The 17,894-nt window shown below is 75.3% G+C and carries 13 protein-coding genes; 11 read left to right on the top strand and 2 right to left on the bottom strand.

The features are described from left to right. Positions 1–223: 223 nt before the first annotated feature. Positions 224–2,041, bottom strand: coding sequence for a D-aminoacylase (locus E1B22_RS03425; RefSeq protein ID WP_243123684.1), 1,818 nt, complete (start codon positions 2,039–2,041; stop codon positions 224–226). A 257-nt stretch (positions 2,042–2,298) separates the two neighbouring features. Here E1B22_RS03425 and E1B22_RS03420 point away from each other — a divergent pair, with 257 nt between their 5' ends. The 7 genes from E1B22_RS03420 (at position 2,299) to E1B22_RS03390 (ending at position 11,244) form a co-directional block, all read left to right on the top strand. Beyond that, entirely contained in the window at positions 2,299–2,847 is a 549-nt protein-coding gene (locus tag E1B22_RS03420; RefSeq protein ID WP_135225926.1) for a CtsR family transcriptional regulator, read from the top strand. Beyond that, positions 2,789–3,340, top strand: coding sequence for a UvrB/UvrC motif-containing protein (locus tag E1B22_RS03415; RefSeq protein WP_135225927.1), 552 nt, complete (start codon positions 2,789–2,791; stop codon positions 3,338–3,340). The genes E1B22_RS03420 and E1B22_RS03415 overlap by 59 nt, the downstream gene beginning before the upstream one ends. Positions 3,341–3,353: 13 nt before the next feature. Continuing rightward, positions 3,354–4,427: a protein arginine kinase gene (locus tag E1B22_RS03410; RefSeq protein ID WP_135224568.1), complete on the top strand. Its 1,074-nt coding sequence runs from the start codon at positions 3,354–3,356 to the stop codon at positions 4,425–4,427. Between the two features lie 22 nt (positions 4,428–4,449). Next, complete coding sequence (locus E1B22_RS03405; RefSeq protein WP_135224567.1) at positions 4,450–6,960, top strand: ATP-dependent Clp protease ATP-binding subunit; 2,511 nt, start codon at positions 4,450–4,452, stop codon at positions 6,958–6,960. Between the two features lie 338 nt (positions 6,961–7,298). Next, complete coding sequence (radA, locus tag E1B22_RS03400; protein ID WP_135224566.1) at positions 7,299–8,696, top strand: DNA repair protein RadA; 1,398 nt, start codon at positions 7,299–7,301, stop codon at positions 8,694–8,696. A 194-nt stretch (positions 8,697–8,890) separates the two neighbouring features. Then, entirely contained in the window at positions 8,891–9,958 is a 1,068-nt protein-coding gene (gene disA / locus E1B22_RS03395; protein WP_135224565.1) for a DNA integrity scanning diadenylate cyclase DisA, read from the top strand. 563 nt (positions 9,959–10,521) lie between these two features. Then, on the top strand, positions 10,522–11,244 hold the full coding sequence (locus E1B22_RS03390) for a phosphoadenylyl-sulfate reductase (protein ID WP_135224564.1): 723 nt from the start codon (positions 10,522–10,524) through the stop codon (positions 11,242–11,244). A 719-nt stretch (positions 11,245–11,963) separates the two neighbouring features. Here the strand turns inward: E1B22_RS03390 and E1B22_RS03385 are convergent. After that, entirely contained in the window at positions 11,964–12,359 is a 396-nt protein-coding gene (locus E1B22_RS03385) for a DUF1573 domain-containing protein (RefSeq protein ID WP_135224563.1), read from the bottom strand. Between the two features lie 238 nt (positions 12,360–12,597). Between E1B22_RS03385 and E1B22_RS03380 the strand changes: the two genes are divergently transcribed. The 4 genes from E1B22_RS03380 (at position 12,598) to E1B22_RS13110 (ending at position 17,690) form a co-directional block, all read left to right on the top strand. Next, entirely contained in the window at positions 12,598–13,164 is a 567-nt protein-coding gene (locus E1B22_RS03380) for a CarD family transcriptional regulator (protein WP_135224562.1), read from the top strand. A gap of 299 nt (positions 13,165–13,463) precedes the next feature. Next, complete coding sequence (locus tag E1B22_RS03375) at positions 13,464–14,576, top strand: PIN/TRAM domain-containing protein (RefSeq protein ID WP_135224561.1); 1,113 nt, start codon at positions 13,464–13,466, stop codon at positions 14,574–14,576. Beyond that, positions 14,573–16,027 (top strand): 2-C-methyl-D-erythritol 2,4-cyclodiphosphate synthase, encoded by a 1,455-nt coding sequence (gene ispF, locus E1B22_RS03370; RefSeq protein WP_135224560.1) that lies wholly within the window; start codon positions 14,573–14,575, stop codon positions 16,025–16,027. Before E1B22_RS03375 ends, ispF begins: the two co-directional genes overlap by 4 nt. Before the next feature lie 589 nt (positions 16,028–16,616). After that, positions 16,617–17,690 carry a septal ring lytic transglycosylase RlpA family protein gene (locus E1B22_RS13110; protein WP_243123672.1) on the top strand — a complete coding sequence of 358 codons (1,074 nt, stop codon included), beginning with the start codon at positions 16,617–16,619 and terminating at the stop codon, positions 17,688–17,690. The last annotated feature ends 204 nt before the right edge of the window (positions 17,691–17,894 follow it).

Below are 17,894 nucleotides of genomic sequence, written 5' to 3'. Positions count from 1 at the left end.
GCCCCTTCGCCATGGCTGGCCTCCGCGGGGCGTCGGCATGCCACCTGGTGCCTGGCCCGCAGCGGCGGAGGGCGGCATACCGGCTGTCGTGGCGGGATCCCGGTGCGCCAGCCGTCCCGACGCAGGGCGGCGTGCAGGCCTCCGCCGCGGCTCCCCGGTGCGCGGGCCGGTCGCGGGGCCGGGCGCGCGGCCCGCCCTGGGCGGTCCCCGGTGGGCGGGCCCGTCAGCGGCGGCCCACCAGGGCGTCGCGGCCACCCCGCAGCACCCGGCCCGCCAGGACGCCGTCGACCCGCCGCCCGTCCTCGACGGCCACCTGTCCGTTGACGACGACCCAGCGGATGCCCTCGGGCGGGAGCGCCGGATCCGACCACGTCGCCCGGTCCGCCACGGTCGCGGGGTCGAAGACCACCAGGTCGGCGTACATCCCCGCCCGCACCAGCCCGCGGTCGCGCAGCCCGAAGAACGCCGCCGGCTGACCGGTCATCTTGTGGATGGCCTCCTCCAGGGTCAGCACCCCCTGCTCCCGCACGTAGCGGGCCAGCACGCGGGGATAGGCGCCGAAGACGCGGGGGTGCAGCAGCGCGTCGCCCGTCGCCGTCGTCAGGGGGCGCGCCCCCCCGTCGCTGGCGATGATGGTGAAGGGCTGGCGCAGGAGCTGCCGCAGGTTGTCCTCGCTGACCACCAGGGCCGTGACCCGGGTCGCGGGATCCTGCCGGAGCAGCCACCGGGCGGCCGCCCTCCCCTCCATGCCCCGGGCTTGCGCCAGCTGCGCCAACGAGAGGCCCTCGACGCCGCGCACCCGGGTGCGCCGGATCAGCAGGTCCGACGGCGGGTAGCGGTCCCAGGCCGTCGCCAGGGGCAGGGCGCTGGCGTAGTCGGGCGACGGGTAGGGGTAGACGTCGGCCACCACCTGGATGCCCTGCTCCCGGGCGCGCCGAATCCGGGCGATCAGCGGCCCCTGGAGCGCCCAGTTGGACCGGCCCACCACCTTGAAGTGGGAGACGTTCACCGCCACCCCCGCCTCCCGTCCCACGGCCAGGGCCTCGTCCACGGCGGCGGCGACGGCGTCCCCCTCGCTGCGCAGGTGGGTGGAGTAGATCCCCCCGAAGGGGGCGACGACGCGGGCCAGGGCGACCAGCTCCTCGGTGCGGGCGTAGCGGCCGGGGACGTACTCCAGACCCGTGGAGAGGCCGAGGGCCCCGTGTTGCATGGCCCGCTCGAGGATGCGGGCCATCGCCCGCAGCTCGGCGGCCGTCGGGGCGCGGGCGGCGGTGCCCATCACCGCCGCCCGGATGCTGCCGTGACCGGCGAAGAGGGCGTGGTTGGTGCCGAGCCGGCGTCGTTCGAGGCGGTCCAGGAAGGGACCGAGGGGCGTGGGGGCGCGCCCGTCGACGCCGCCGACGACGGTGGTCATGCCCTGGAGCAGGTCCGCGTCGCCGCCGGGCGCGACGTCCAGGTACTCGTAGGTGTGGGAGTGGGCGTTGATGAAGCCGGGCGCGACCACTAGGCCCGTGGCGTCCAGGACGCGGCGCGCCCGGCCGGCCGGCAGGCGGCCCACGGCGACGATGCGGTCGCCCCGCACCGCCACGTCGGCCCGGTAGGCCGGCCGGCCCGTCCCGTCGACCACCACCCCGCCCCGGATGAGGAGGTCGAAGGCGGGGGCGGCGCGGCCGGGGGCCGGTTCGTCCGGCGGGAAGGCGCCGGCCGAGAGGGAGGCCGGCGGCTGGTGGTGGGCCTCCGTCGCAGGGTGCGGGCCCCCGGCGGCGGGCCGGCGGGCGACCGGGTCGCCGGCGTCCTCCGTCCCGGACGAACCGGCCTGCCCCTCGGCCGGAGAGGGCCTCGGCCCCTCGGCCGTCCGGGCGGCGGCCGGCGTCCGGTGCGACGCGGCCCACGTCCAGTAGGCCGTTCCTCCCAGGAGGACGCCCAAGAGGAGGATCAGCGTCAGCCTGGTGAGGCGACGCGCCGGGAGGTGGCGCGATCCCGTCGGGGCCGGGCGTCGGGTGGGGGGTGACGGCGGGACCACGCGGATCCTCCCTTCCACCGCCGGTCGGGCATCGAAGCCGTCCGCTGTGGGGTTTCGGGGCGGGGGCCGCGGGTCCCTGCCGGACCGCCCGCCATGGTGCCGCGCCGGGCGACGGGCCGGGACCGGCCCGCGCACCGGGCCGGTCCCGGCCGGTGCGCCGGGCTTGCCCCCTTGTCGGCCGGCCAGGGGGCTCCTATAATAGGGGCGAAAAGTCAAAGATGGTCAAAAGGTCCGGGCGCCCGCCGGCGGCCGCGACCCGGGCCGGGAGGATGGCCATGGCGTCGCTGTCTTCCCTGATCGAACGGTATCTCAAGCGGGAGCTGGAACGGGCGGGCGGGGTGCTGGAGCTGCAGCGCAGCGAGCTGGCAGCGCGCTTCGCCTGCGCCCCGTCCCAGATCAACTACGTGCTGGAGACGCGCTTCACCCCGGCGGCCGGCTACGTCATCGAGAGCCGCCGGGGTGGTCGGGGGTTCATCCGCATCGTGCGTCTGCCCCTGCGCCAGCGGGGCCAGCTGCTGGCCCTGCTGGACCGCTGGGTGGGCGACGCCATCGACCAGGACGGCGCGGAGGCCCTGATCGCGCGGCTGGAGGAGGAGGGCATCGCCGGCCGCCGCGAAGCCGCGTTGATGCGGGCGGCCGTGGACCGGAACACCCTGGCCGTCGACCTGCCCTGGCGGGACGTGGTCCGGGCCCGGCTGCTGAAGGCCATGGTGCTGGAGCTGCTCAAGGGCGGGGAGCCTAAGCGGGAGGACGGAGGCGGTGGCGATGCTCTGCGAGGAGTGCGGCCAGCGCACGGCCACGGTGCACCTGACCCAGATCGTTAACGGGAAGAAGACCGAGCGGCACCTGTGCGCCCAGTGCGCGCAGCGGCACGAGCACGAGTTCTTCTTCGAGCCGCAGTTCTCCATCCACAACCTCCTGGCGGGGCTTTTGGAGGGGTGGCAGCCGCCCGCGGGGACGGTGCAGGACCTGCGCTGTTCCCGGTGTGGGCTGCGGTACCGGGAGTTCGCCCGGACGGGCCTCTTGGGCTGCAGCCACTGCTACCGCGAGTTCCGGCAGCAGCTGGAGCCCGTGCTGCGCCGGATCCAGGGGCAGGTTCGCCACACCGGGAAGGTGCCCTCCCGCGCCGGCGCCCACGCCCAGCTGGGACGGCAGCTGGACCAGCTGCGGGCGCGGCTGCGGGAGGCGGTGGCCCGGGAGCACTACGAGGAGGCGGCGCGGCTGCGCGACCAGATCCGCGCCCTGGAGCAGCGCCTGCGGAGCGGGGAGGGCGGGGCGGCGGCGGGCGGCCCGTCCGGCACCGCTCCCGGACGCTAGGGAGGGACCGGCCATGGCGGTGAACCCTGGCGCCCAGCGGGTACGGTGGATGGAGGGCGGCGGGCCCGCCGCGGATCTGGTCCTCTCCAGCCGGGTCCGCCTGGCCCGCAACCTGGAGGACTATCCCTTCCCCACCCTGCTCAGCCCCGAGCAGGGGCGGGAGATCATCGAGCAGATGGAGCGGGTGACCGAGCACCTGTCGGCGGCGGGACTGGGGCGGTTCACCCTGCTGCGCATGGCGGACCTGACGCCCCTGGACCGGCGCGTGCTGGTGGAGCAGCACCTGATCAGCCCGCAGCACGCCCGCAACGCCGCCACGGGCGCGGTGATCCTCAACGAGGACCGCTCGATCAGCATCATGGTCAACGAGGAGGATCACCTGCGCATCCAGTGCCTGCTGGGGGGGCTGCAGCTCCACGAGGCGTGGGCCATCGCCACGCGGGTCGACGACGTCATCGAGGCCCACGTGCGCTACGCCTTCGACGAGGAGCGCGGCTACCTGACCACCTGCCCGACCAACCTGGGCACCGGGATCCGGGCGTCGGTCATGGTCCACCTGCCCGGGCTGGTGCTGGCCCAGCAGGCGGGGCGGCTGCTGAGCCAGCTGGGCAAGGTCGGCATGGTGGTGCGGGGGCTCTACGGCGAGGGCACCGAGGCCCTGGGCAACGTCTTCCAGGTGTCCAACCAGATCACCCTCGGGCCCTCGGAGGAGGAGCTGATCGAGAACCTGATGGGCTTCACCCGCCAGCTGCTGGACCAGGAGCGCAGCGCCCGGGAGCGGCTCTACCGCGAGGACGAGGACGGGCTCAAGGACCGGGTCATGCGGGCCTATGGCCTTTTGACCAACGCCTGGACCATCTCGTCCGAGGAGGCGATCCGGCTACTCTCGGACCTGCGCCTGGGCATCGACCTCAACGTCCTCTCCCACGTGCGGCCGGAGGTGTTCAACGAGCTGATCGTCCTGACCCGGCCGGCCTGTCTGCAGAAGCTGGCGGGGCAGGAGCTCAACGCGCGGGAGCGGGACCTGCTCCGCGCCCGGCTGATCCGGGAGCGGATCGCCGCGTCGCTACGGAAGACTAGCCAGTGACCGGAGGAGGGGGGTCCGCCTGATGTTCGGCCGGTATTCGGAGCGGGCCCAGCGGGTGATCCTGCTGGCCCAGGAAGAGGCGCGCCGCTTGAACTACAACTACGTGGGCACCGAGCACCTGCTGCTCGGCCTGATCCGGGAGGGCACGGGCATCGCCGCCAAGGCGCTGCAGAGCCTGGGGATCAACCTGGAGCAGGTCCGGGCGGAGGTCGAGAAGATCATCGGGCGCGGCAACGGGCCCATCCAGGGGGAGATCGGCTACACGCCGCGGGCCAAGAAGGTGGTCATGGAGCTCGCCCCCGAGGAGGCCCGCCTGCTGGGCCACAACTACGTGGGCACCGAGCACATCCTGCTGGGCCTGATCCGCGAGGGCGAGGGCGTGGCCGCCAAGGTGCTGGAGAACATGGGCGCCGACCTGGACCGCGTGCGCCAGACGGTGATCAAGCTCCTGGGCGGCAGCGCCGCGCCGGCGCCCGCGGCGCGCCAGCGTCGGCAGAAGAGCACCACGCCGGTGCTGGACAACTTCGGTCGTGACCTGACCCAGATGGCTGAGGAGGGCAAGCTGGATCCCGTCATCGGTCGCGACAAGGAGATCGAGCGGGTGATCCAGATCCTCTCCCGGCGCACCAAGAACAACCCGGTGCTGATCGGCGAGCCGGGCGTCGGCAAGACGGCCATCGTCGAGGGCCTGGCCCAGCGCATCGCCGAGGGCAAGGTGCCGGAGATCCTCAAGGACCGGCGGGTGGTGGCCCTGGACCTGGGAGCGCTGGTGGCCGGCTCCAAGTACCGCGGCGAGTTCGAGGAGCGCCTCAAGAAGGTCATGGATGAGATCCGCCGCGCCGGGAACATCATCCTGTTCATCGACGAGATGCACACCATCATCGGCGCGGGCGCCGCGGAGGGCGCCATCGACGCGGCCAGCATCCTCAAGCCGGCCCTGGCCCGGGGCGAGCTGCAGACCATCGGCGCCACCACCCTGGACGAGTACCGCAAGCACGTGGAGAAGGACGCCGCCCTGGAGCGCCGCTTCCAGCCCATCATGGTGGAGGAACCCAGCGTGGAGGACGCCATCCAGATCCTCCGCGGCCTGCGCGACCGCTACGAGGCGCACCACCGGGTGGAGATCACCGACGACGCCATCGTGGCGGCGGTCAAGCTGGCGGACCGCTACATCTCCGACCGGTTCCTCCCTGACAAGGCCATCGACCTGATCGACGAGGCGGCCTCGCGGGCGCGGCTGCAGGCCTTCGTGGCGCCGCCCGAGCTCAAGGAGATCGAGCAGCGCCTGGAGGAGATCCGCAAGGAGAAGGAGGCCGCCGTGCAGTCCCAGGAGTTCGAGAAGGCCGCCAACCTGCGCGACCAGGAGCAGAAGCTGGTGGAGGAGCTGGAGCGCAAGAAGGCCGAGTGGCAGCAGCAGCAGCTCAACGAGAAGATCGTGGTGACCGCCGACGACATCGCCCAGATCGTCTCCAACTGGACGGGCATCCCCGTCCGGCGCCTGGAGCAGGCCGAGAGCGAGCGGCTGCTCAAGCTGGAGGAGATCCTCCACGAACGCATCGTCGGCCAGGACGAGGCGGTCAAGGCGGTGGCGCGGGCCATCCGGCGCGCCCGGGCCGGCCTCAAGGACCCGCGGCGGCCCATCGGCTCGTTCATCTTCCTCGGGCCGACGGGCGTCGGCAAGACCGAGCTGGCCAAGGCCCTGGCCGAGGCGCTGTTCGGCGACGAGGACGCCATGATCGTCCTCGACATGTCGGAGTACATGGAGCGGCACACGGTCTCGCGGCTGGTGGGCTCGCCGCCGGGCTACGTGGGGTATGAGGAGGGCGGCCAGCTGACCGAGCAGGTGCGGCGCCGGCCCTACTCGGTGGTGGTGTTCGACGAGATCGAGAAGGCCCACCCCGAGGTCTTCAACGTGCTCCTGCAGATCCTCGAGGAGGGCCGCCTGACCGAGGCGAAGGGCCGGACGGTGGACTTCCGCAACACGGTGATCATCATGACCTCCAACGTCGGCGCCGACCTGATCCGGCGGCAGAGCCGCGTGGGCTTCCAGGCCGCCGACCAGGAGACGCCGGACTACGAGGACATGAAGCGGAAGATCATGGACGAGGTCAAGCGCACCTTCCGGCCCGAGTTCCTGAACCGCATCGACGAGCTGATCGTCTTCCACGCGCTGACCGAGGAGCACCTGATGAAGATCGTCGACCTGATGCTCAAGCGCGTGGCCGAGCGGCTCAAGGAGCACGGGCTGGGGCTCGAGGTCACCGAGGCGGCCAAGCGCAAGCTGGTCAAGGAAGGCTCGGACGTGGTCTACGGCGCGCGGCCGCTGCGGCGCACCATCACGCGCCTGATCGAGGACCCGCTCTCCGAGGAGATGCTGGCCGGCCGCTTCAAGGAGGGCGACACCGTGGTGGCCGACGTGGACGCCGAGGGCCGCATCGTGTTCCGCCACGGGGAGCGGGTGGCCGCGGGCGCCCCGTCCGGGCCGGGTACGAAGGGCGAGCCGTCGGCTGCGGACGAACCGGCGGCCCGGTAAGCGGGCCGCCGGCCCGCTTACCGGGCCCCCTGGCCGCCGGGCGGGGCGCCGCGCCGCCGGGCCATGGCCCGGTACCGGGCCATGGCCCGGCGGCCGTCGCGGGGGCGGTCCCGCCGGGCCGCGCCCCGCGGCATGGCCGCCCCGACCGCTGCGGCGGGCGGCGCGACCTCTACGGTGGTCGGCCCGTCCGGCGCGATGTCCGGCCTGCCCGGTGCGCTGGCCGCCCCGGCCGGCACGGCCGCCGGCCCGCCCGGCGCGATGGCTGACCGGCCCGCCGCTGGCCCCAGCAAGGGGCGGGAGGCCGGCCGCGGCGGGTCCCCGGGGAAGGAGGCAGGCCCTTGCCCCCGCGCACCGTCTTCGCGTGCCAGGCGTGCGGCCACCTGAGCCCCAAGTGGATGGGCCGCTGCCCCGAGTGCGGGGCGTGGAACACCTTCGTCGAGGAACGCGCCGCGGCGCCCGCCGCCCCCGGCGGGCGCCGCGGCCGGGGCGGGCTCGCGGGCGCCCTGGCCGGCGCCCGCGAGCCCGCCGAGCCCATCGCCCTCCGGGACGTGGGCGCCGGCGAACCGCCGCGGCTGGGGACCGGCATGGCCGAGCTCGATCGGGTGCTGGGGGGCGGGTTCGTCCCGGGATCGGTGGTCCTGGTGGGCGGCGACCCCGGGGTGGGCAAGTCGACCCTGCTCCTGCAGGTCTCCCAGAACCTGGCGTCCCAGGGGCTCCCCGTCCTCTACGTCACCGGCGAGGAGTCGGCCGCCCAGGTGCGGCTGCGCGCCCAGCGGCTGGGGGCGCTGGCGCCGTCCCTCCTGGTGCTGCCCACCACCGACGCCCTGGCGGCGGCGGAGGCCATCGGCCGGTACCAGCCGGCGCTGGCGGTCATCGACTCGATCCAGACCCTGGCCCACCCCGAGGTGGGGTCGGCCCCGGGCAGCGTCAGCCAGGTGCGGGAGAGCGCCGCCCTCCTGCTGGCGGTGGCCAAGCGGCTGCCGGTGGTCCTGGTCCTGGTGGGGCACGTGACCCGGGCGGGGACCATCGCCGGGCCGCGGGTGGTCGAGCACATGGTGGACGCCGTCCTCTACTTCGAGTCGCCGGCCCACCATGCCTACCGCCTGCTGCGGGCGATCAAGAACCGCTTCGGCGCCACCCACGAGATCGCCCTCTTCGAGATGCAGGACCGCGGCCTGGCGGAGGTGGCCAATCCCTCGGCGCGGCTCCTCTCGGAGCGTCCGCGGGGGGCGGCGGGCTCGGCGGTGGTGGCGGCGGTGGAGGGCACGCGCCCCCTGCTGGTGGAGATCCAGGCGCTGGTGGCGCCGGCGCCCTACGGGCAGCCGCGCCGGGTGGCCACCGGGCTGGACCTGGGGCGGGCGGCCCTGGTGATGGCCGTGCTGGACAAGCGCGCGGGCCTGCACCTGGGCGGCTGCGACGTGTACCTCAAGGTGGCCGGCGGGGTGCGGGTGGACGAACCGGCCCTCGACCTGGGGCTGGCCGTGGCCCTGGCCTCCAGCCATCGCGATCGACCGGCGGACTCCGAGGCGGTGATCTTCGGCGAGCTCGGCCTGGCGGGCGAGGTCCGCTCGGTCCAGCGGGTCGACGAGCGGGTCCGGGAGGCGCAGCGCCTGGGGTTCCAGCGGGTGATCCTGCCGCGGGGCAACGTGACCCCGGCGCTGGCGGCCGCGGCGGGCGGCCTCGAGCTGGTGCCCGTCGGGCGCGTCGAGGAGGCGATCGCGGCCGCCGTGGGCTGACCGCCGAGGAGACGGCCCGCGCCCCGCCCCCGTGCGGTCCCGGCGCCGGCCGCCAGATCATCGCCCCCGCCGCGCCCCAGGAGCCAGGGCGGGTCGGCGTGCCAGCCCGGCGGCGGGCCACCCGTGGGGCGCGCCAGCCCTGCGGCACGCCAGTGCTGGGGCGCGCGGCGGGACGGCCGTCGAAGGAGGCTGCCATGACCGCCGAGGAACGCCCGGACGCCCTGCTGGCGGCCCTGCGGCGCCTGGCCCCGGGGACCCGCCTGCGGGAGGGGCTGGACCAGATCCTGCGCGCCCGTACCGGCGCCCTGATCGTCGTCGGGGACGGACCCGAGGTGATGGAGCTCTGCTCGGGCGGGTTCGAGCTGGACGTGGAGCTCACGCCGGCCCATCTCTACGAGCTGGCCAAGATGGACGGCGCCATCATCCTCTCCAGCGACGCCCGCCGCATCGTCCGCGCCAACGTGCACCTGATCCCCGACCCGCGGGTCCTCTCCTTCGAGACGGGCATCCGCCACCGCACCGCCGAGCGGATGGCCCGGCAGACCGGCGCCCTGGTCATCGCCATCTCGCAGCGCCGCAACGTGATCACCGTCTACCGCGGGGAGCTGCGCTACGTGCTGCGCGATCCCGCGCTCATGCTGGCCAAGGCCAACCAGGCCCTGGGCACGCTGGAGCGCTACCGGGCCGTGTTCCTCCAGGCCCTGGGCCACCTGACGGTCCTGGAGTTCGAGGACCTGGTGACGGCGGGGGATGTCGCCTCCGTCCTGGGGAGGGCCGAGCAGGTGCGGCGCATCGGCCGGGAGATCGAGGGCGACGCGGTGGAGCTGGGCACCGAGGGCCGCCTGGTGCGCCTGCAGCTGGACGAGCTGCGCAGCGGCGTGGACGAGGAGTACCGGCTGGTGATCCGGGACTACGTGGCCGACCCCGACGGCGAGGGCGAGGCGATGCTCGCCCTGCGGCGGCTGTCGCCCGAGGAGCTCACCGACCGCCGCGCGGTGGTCCGCTGCCTGGGCTACGCCGCCCCGCCGGACGACGAGACGCCGCTGACGCCGCGGGGCTACCGCATCCTCCACAAGGTGCCGCGGTTGCCGGCGGCGGTGATCGAGAACCTGGTGCGCCGCTTCGGCAACCTGCCGCGCATCCTGGCGGCCACCGTCGACCAGCTGGACGCGGTGGAGGGCATCGGCAGCGTCCGCGCCCGCACCATCAAGGACGGCCTGCGCCGTCTGCAAGACCAGGCCTTCCTGGAGCGACGCCCTTGATCCGCACGGGGCGCCCGGGACCCTGCGTCCGGGGGCCCCGCCGTGTCGGGTCCCGGCCCGGGCGGGACGCGGGCGACCGGGGGTTCCTTCCGCCCTGCGGTGGTCCGCCCCCGGCCGGGGGGCGGACCACCGCAGCCGCCAGGGACGCCGAATCCTCGCGGGCGCTCCGTCTGCGCCCCCACGCTCCCGGGCGCTCCGTCCGCGGCGCGCCGTCCGCACTCCACGTCCGCCCGCCACGTTGACGTCCGTCCTGCACGCTCCACGTCGGTCGACAGCCCGTCCGCACCCCCGGGAACGCACGCCGGCGAGCGGGAACCCCGTGGACCCCCTGCACCCTTGCCCCGGTGCGGCACTAGGCTAATGCGGGTGGGTGCGGGCCGGTTGCCCAGCCTGCTGCGCAGCCGTCCCGGCCTCGCGCGGGCTGCCCTCACCCGGCCCTTCCGGCCCCGGTCGCCGGCCGCCGTCGCCCCCGGCCCCGTCCCTCCCCATGGACGGGGATCGAACGGGGCGGCCGGGAGCACCGGCGCCCCGATCCGGGCCCGGGACCTTGGGAGGTGGCGACGATGGACGACGCGCGGACGGAACGCCCCCTGGCGCTCTCCGAGCAGGAGATCGCGACCTTGGCCCGGTCGCTGGAGGAGGCCGCGCCCCAGGCGATCCTGGCCTGGGCCCTGGACCGCTTCGCCGGCCGCGTAGCCCTGGCGTGCAGCTTCCAGGCGGAAGACGTGGCCCTGATCGACATGGCGGCCGCCGCGGGCAGGCTGACGGCGGTGACGGTGTTCTACCTGGACACCAGCCTCCACTTCCCCGAGACCTACGCCACCTGCCGGCGCGTGGCCGAGTACTACGGCATCGAGCCGGTGGCGGTCAAGCCGGCGCTGACGGTGGACGAACAGGCCGCCCGCTACGGGCCGGACCTCTGGGCCCGTGACCCCGACCTGTGCTGCCGGCTGCGCAAGGTGGAACCCCTCCGCCGCTTCCTGCGCGGCTTCGACGCCTGGATCACCGGCATCCGCCGCGAGCAGACGCCGCAGCGGGCCCGCACGGCGGTGATCGAGGCCGACCGCCGGTTCGGCCTCGTGAAGGTCAACCCCCTGGCTCGCTGGACGCGCAACCAGCTCTGGGACTACGTCCTGCGGCGCGGGGTCCCCTACAACCCCCTCCACGACCGCGGCTATCCCAGCATCGGGTGTGCCCCCTGCACCCGTCCCGTGGGGCCGGACGAGGACCCGCGGGCCGGGCGCTGGGCGGGCTTCACCAAGACGGAGTGCGGCCTCCACGCGTGAAGAAGGCGGCGGGCCTCCGCGCAGGAAGAGGGCGACAAGCGTCCACGTGGTGAGGCGACGGCGGGCATCGGCAGGGGGGTGACGGAGCCGGGCTTCCACGCCTGAGCTCGGCCGGCACGCCCTCTGGACGGAGCGGGGGTTCGGTCCCGCGAGCGGTGGCGGGGGGCCTCCCCGTGGCGCCTTGGAGCCATGGCGGAGGGCCCGATCCCTCGCCGGCACGTCCTCGCCGGCATGGCGGAGGGCCCGCGCCCTCCGCCATGCCGGCCGGGGGGCGAACCCGCGGGGCGGCACCCGGCCGGTGCCGCCCCGCGGGTGTATTCCCCGTGGGCACAGCGTGCGCCGACCCTCCCGCCATGGCCCCCGCCACCGCCCCCGTGCCGCCGCGACCGCGCGGGCGCGCATCCGCGGGCGCCCCGCCCCACGGGTCGCCTCTCGCCGCGGGGCCACGCAGATGTGCGCCCGCGGGGCCCCACCCCACGGCTCGCCGATCGCCGCCGGGCCACGGGGGCGTGCCCGCTGCGCAGGGGCATGCCTGCGCCGGAGACGTCCCACCCCCGGCGCGCCTCTCGCCGCCGTCTCCACCCGGCCATGCGTCCGCGGGCGCCCTGCGCCGCGGCGCGCCTCTCGGCGCCGCCCACACCGGGCGCGTCGCGGCCGGCGCCCACGCCACGGCCTGCCTGCCGCCGGCGTGCCCACCGAGGCCCCCCGGCCGGCCACGGTCACGAGATGTGGTACATCCCCAGCGTGGACAGCTTCCGGTTCTCCTTGATGATCAGATCGAAGGTGTTGATGTCGAACAGGTTGCACAGGGCGACCAAATAAAAAAGCTGCTTGCCCAGCTCCTCTTCCAGCGCTTCGCGGCAGCTCTCGCAGAGCTCGCCGTCGATGTGGTCGTCCATGAGGGTCTTGAGGTCGCGCAGGGTGCTGTGGGCGGGGATCTGTGGACGCCGGGCGTGGATGCTGATGCAGCCGCAACCGGTGACGGCCTTGGCTACGGCACGGTGTACGCGGGCGTTGGCCTCCTGGAACTTGGAGAGGACGTCCAACACGCTGCGGTGCCGGATCAAGCAGTCCGCCACGGCGTGTTGGAACTCATCCACCAACAGGTCCTTCAACCGCGTCACCCCTCTTGCACGGGCATCCCCACGGCCTGCGGCTATTATAGGCGGGCCGCGGAGAGCCCGTCAACGCGATCCCGGAAGGGTCTGGCAGCCGGGCGGCGGGCTGCGCCGGTCCGTTGACGGTCCAAGGAGCCGGTGATAAATTTGAAAATTTGCTCATAGGATGGCTGCTGGTGTACACTCGAGGCAGCGGCGCCGCCGCCAGGGGCGGACCGCGGTGGGAGGTGAGCCGTTGTTCGAGGTCGGGGACCGCGTCGTCTACCCGTTGCACGGCGCAGGGGTGATCGAAGCCATCGAGGAGCGGGAGGTCCTGGGTGAGCGACACCGTTACTACATCCTTCGCTTGCCCGTGGGGGACATGCGGGTCATGATCCCCATCGCCGCCGCCCGCCAGTGCGGACTCCGCCCCGTGATCCCGGCGGAGCGCGTCCCTGCGGTCCTCGACCGCCTCGGCGATCCCGTCCCGCCCATGGACCCCAACTGGAACCACCGCTACCGGGAGCACGCCGACAAGCTGCGGACGGGGGACGTCCTCGAGGTGGCCGCCGTGGTCCGCAACCTCAGCGCGCGCCTGCGCGAGCGCGGGTTGTCGGGCGGGGAGCGCCGATTGCTGGATCAGGCGCGCCAGATCCTGGTCAGCGAGCTGGCCCTGGCCAGCGGCGTCGACCGCGAGGCGATGGACGCGCTGGTCGAGCGGCGGTTGCAGGGGGAGCCATCGGCGACGCCCCCGGCCGATCGGGCCGGCGGGGCCGACGCCCGGGCCGGTTCGTCCGACGGGGGCGACGGGGTCCGACCCTGAGAGGCGGCGGGTGACCGGTTCATACCGGTTTATAATCGGGTCGGGGTGGCCGGCGCCGTCCACCGCGGGTGGCGCCGCCCGTGGGCGCCACCGGAAGGTGGGGCACCACCCGCCGAAAGGGCGGGGCGGTCGGCGAACCCCCTGTGGAGGGGGCGATGCGGGTCCGCCCACAGGCAGGGCGATCGCACCCCCAGGCGATGGCGCCGCGGACCGCGCGGGGCGGCTGCCGGCGGCGGCACGCCCTGGATCCGGGACGGGTGGGGCGACGGGACCGGGTGCGGAGAGAGGAGACGGGATGCGTGCGCTTGCGATCCATCCGGCTGGCCTTCGCCGCCCTGGGCGCCCTGGGCGGCTTCGGGCTGGCCTACTACGGGCTGCTGCAGCAGGAGTCGCTGCGCATCCTCGCCGAGCTGCCGCGGCATTGGACGTACGGACTCATGGTTCTTTTTTTGTTGCTCGGCGGCCTCGGCGGGTACGCGGCGGCCCAGCGCCTCTGGCAGCAGGTGGTGCAGTTCACCCAGTGGGTCGAGGCGCGGTTGGTGCGCACGCCCATCCAGGACACCCTGGCGGGCGTCCTGGGGCTCGTGGCGGGCCTGGTGATCGCCAACCTGCTCAGCGGCCCGCTGGGTCTGGTCCCCGTGGTGGGGCCGTTCTTGCCACCGATCTTCGCGGTGCTGCTGGCGTACCTCGGGGCCGTGGTGGCGGTCAAGCGACGGGACGACCTGGTCCACCTGGTGGCGGCGCTGTCCCGGCCGGGCCGGGAGCGGGAGCGGAACCGCGATCGCGACCGCGCGGCCCCGCCGGGCGCGTACAAGGTGCTGGACACCAGCGCCATCATCGACGGGCGCATCGCCGACGTGGTCGAGACCGGCTTCCTCGAGGGGACGCTGGTGGTGCCGGGGTTCGTCCTGGAGGAGCTGCGGCGCATCGCCGACTCGGCCGACGCCCTCAAGCGCAGCCGGGGCCGGCGGGGGCTGGAGATCCTGCGTCGCATGCAGCAGGAGTCGCCGGTGCCGGTGGAGATCTACGAGGGCGACGTGGAAGGCGACGACGTGGACAGCAAGCTCCTGCGCCTGGCCCGGCGGCTGAACGGCAAGGTGGTCACCAACGACTACAACCTCAACCAGATCGCCGGGCTGCAGGGCGTGCCCGTGCTCAACGTCAACGAGCTGGCCAACGCCGTCAAGCCGGTGGTGCTCCCGGGCGAGGCGATGCAGGTCCAGATCATCCGCGAGGGCAAGGAGGCCGGCCAGGGCGTCGGCTTCCTGGACGACGGCACGATGATCGTGGTCGAGGGCGGCAAGCGCTACATCGGCCAGCGCATCGACGTGGAGGTCTCCACCGTGCTCCAGACCGCAGCCGGGCGGATGATCTTCGCGCGGCCCAAGGTGATGGGCCGGGCCGCGCCGTGACCGGTCGGGACGAACCGGCCGCGGTCGGCGCCGGGGAGGCCCTGGCCGACGTGGCCGCCGTCGTGCCCGCCGCCGGGCGCTCGGTCCGCGTCGGCGGCGGCGTGAACAAGGTCTTCCGCGAGCTGGGGGGGCGACCCGTCCTGGCCCACGCCCTGGCCGCCCTGGCGGCCGCCGGGGTGCCGCGGGCGGTGGTGGCCCTGCGCGGCGCCGATCGTCCCCTCTGGCAGGAGCGGGTGGCGCCGTGGCTGCCCGCCCGCATGGCGGTCGATCTGGTGGAGGGCGGGGAGGAGCGCCAGGACTCGGTGTACGCGGCCCTGGCCCATCTCGCCGCCGGGTCCCGTCCGCCGCGATGGGTGCTGGTCCATGACGCCGCGCGGCCGCTGGCGAGGCCGGCGCTGGTCGCGCGGGTGCTGGCGGCCGCCCGGCGGTACGGCGCGGCGGTCCCCGCCGTCCCCGTCGGCGACACCATCAAGGCGGTGGCGGCGGCGGACGTGGAGCCGGCGGGCTCCACGTCCGCCGCCGCGGGCGCCGCGGACGAAGGCCGTCGTCCCGGCGCACCCGCAGCCCCCGCCGCGCCCGAGAGCCCACAGCCCGGTGTCCCCACCGGCGGGTCCGGGGCGGAGCCCGACGCCGTCCCGCCGGGCGAGGGGCCCGTGGAGTGGGTGGCCGCCACGCTGCCCCGCCACCGCCTGCGGGCGGTGCAGACCCCCCAGGGGTTCGACTTCCAGCGGCTCTGGGCGGCTCACCAGCAGGCCCGCCGCCACGGCTGGCGAGGCTTCACCGACGACGCCTCCCTGCTGGAGCGCCTCGGGGTGCCGGTGGCGCTGGTCCCCGGCGACCCGGCCAACCTCAAGCTGACCTGGCCCACGGACTTCGCCGTCGCCGAGCACTGGCTGGACGCCGCCGCGTCGGCGTCGCCGGCCGCCGCGGCGGAGGGGGCCGGCGATCCGCGGGACACCGGACCGGTCCCGTCCTTCCGGATCGGCCTGGGCTACGATGTCCACCGGTTCGCCGCAGGACGCCCGCTGGTGCTGGGCGGTGTGCCCATCCCGGCGGAGCGCGGGCTGGCCGGCCACTCCGACGCCGACGTGATCCTGCACGCGGCCATGGACGCGCTGCTCGGCGCGGCGGGATTGCCCGACATCGGCCACTGGTTCCCCCCGGGCGATCCGCGCTGGGCCGGGGCCGCCAGCACCGCGCTGGCCGCCGAGGTGGTGGCGCTGCTCCACCGGCACGGCTGGCAGCCGGCGCAGGTGGACGTCACCGTCGTCGCCGAGGAGCCCCGCCTGGCGCCCTTCGTCGAGGCCATGCGTCGCTCCGTGGCCGGCGCCCTGGGCCTGCCGCCCACCCAGGTGGGGATCAAGGCCACCACCAACGAGGGACTGGGCTTCCCCGGCCGCCGCGAGGGCATCGCCGCGCTGGCGGTGGCGCTCATCACGCCGCGCCCCTGACGGATGCCCGCGGCCCTGACGGAGGCCTGCGGCCCTGACGGAGGCCCGCGGCGGCCCGGTCCGCGGCCCCTCGCCCGCCCCGGGTGAGGGGCGCCGCCTGCCCCGGAGCGGCGTGCTCGCGGTTCGGCGGCCCCCGCGCCGGGCCGGGCATGACGTCGCCGCCCTTCCCCCGGACGAGCCCCGGCCATCCCCGTGGCCCCAGCGGCTCTGCTTTACTCCCCCGTGGCCGGCCCCGGCCGCCCCACCCCGCGGGTTCCGCATAGAGGCGACCCTCCCTGTCCAAACTGTCCGATGCTGGCGTTTCGTGCCAGCATCGGCAGGCCGCGCCATGGCGGAACCCCTCGACCCGCGGCGCCCCGGTCCGGCGCCCGGGAGCGACGCGGGCCCGCCCCGCACGGCTCCCCCATCGCCATGGCCCGGCCGCGACGACGGGAGGGTGAAACCCATGGATGCGGCAAGGGCTCTCGGGCGGACCGCGGGGAGGGTCCTGCTGCTGCTCGCCCTGGGAGCCGCTGCCGGAGGTGCCTGGCCGGCGACCGGCGGGCCCAGCGGATCGTCCGGCCCGGGGTCGCTGGGAGCCGGTGGCGCCGTGAGCGCATGGATCGATCCGTGGGCCGAGGCATGGGCCGGATCGGTGCAGCGGCTGGACGACTTCGCGGTCTTCCTGGTGGCGGACGCCGGCCAGCGGTGGCGGGAGGCCGCCGGCGACCTGGCCCGCTGGGGCCAGCAGGCCCTTCCGCGCCTCGAGGGGGCCGTGGTCACGGCCCGGCGCGCCGTGGCGGCCTCCTCGGACGTCGCCGCACCGATCTGGCGCCAGCTGCAGGAGCGGCTGGCGGGCTGGTGGCCGCCGCGGCCGCCGGCCCCTGGGCCGGGGGGCGCGGCACCTGGGCCCGCCGAGCGGGAGGGATCGGATCCCATGCCGCCGGGGAGCGGCGCCCCGTCGGCGGCCAGGGTCGCGGCTGGGGAGGTCCGGAGCGTAGAACCGCCGGAGTCCCTGGCGGCCCCGCCCGGAACGGCCGCCGGGGCGGTGGTCGCCTCCGACCCCGTCCACCTCATCCCGGATCCGGCGCAACGGGCCGCGGAGCTGGCGTCCCAGCAGGGTGCGGCTTCCCCCGCGGCGGAAGCGGACCCGGCGGATCCGCGCACGCCCGCGACCGCCGGGACGGCCCCAGCCGGCAACCCCCCAGGGGAAACCCGCCCGGCCGACGAGGACCGCAGCGCGCCGGCCGCGGCGGCGGCGGAGCCCCGTCCCCCCGCGACCCGTGGTGACGGCGAGGCCGGGGGCAGCGGCACCGAGGGCGGCGCCGGGGAACGCGGGTCGCCGCGTCCCGCGGCGGCCGCGGCCGGGGACCGCGCCCAGGACGGGTGGACCGCCGCGGTGGCCTCGTGGTACGGGCCCGGGTTCTACGGGCGGCCGACCGCCAGCGGGGAGATCTTCACCGGGCGCGAGCTGACGGCGGCGCACCGGACCCTGCCCTTCGGCACCGTGCTGCTGGTCCGGTACCCGGAGACCGGGCGCAGCGTCCAGGTGCGGATCAACGACCGCGGCCCCTATGTGGAGGGCCGCGACCTCGACCTCTCCGAGGCGGCCGCCGAGGCGCTGGGCATGATCGCCGTCGGGGTGGCCCCGGTGGTGTACCGGGTGGTGCGGTGGGGCGACTGACGGCGCGGCCCCCGGGGCCGCCTCGGGGGTCCCGCGGCCTCCCCGGGGGGTCCCGGGACGGTGCCGGCGGCCCCGCGTGCCCGGGAGGACGGCCACGGGCGCCGCGTTGACCCTCCGCCGCGGGCGCCGATATAATGGCGGCGAGTTCACCGGATCACGGGGCGGGCCGCGCCGGCGGCCCGCCGGGAACCGGCGAGGAACGGG

The sequence above is a fragment of the Thermaerobacter sp. FW80 genome (assembly GCF_004634385.1).
In the GTDB taxonomy this organism is placed as follows: Bacteria; Bacillota; Sulfobacillia; order Thermaerobacterales; family Thermaerobacteraceae; genus Thermaerobacter; species Thermaerobacter composti.
This window is presented reverse-complemented; position numbering and strand designations above follow the sequence as displayed.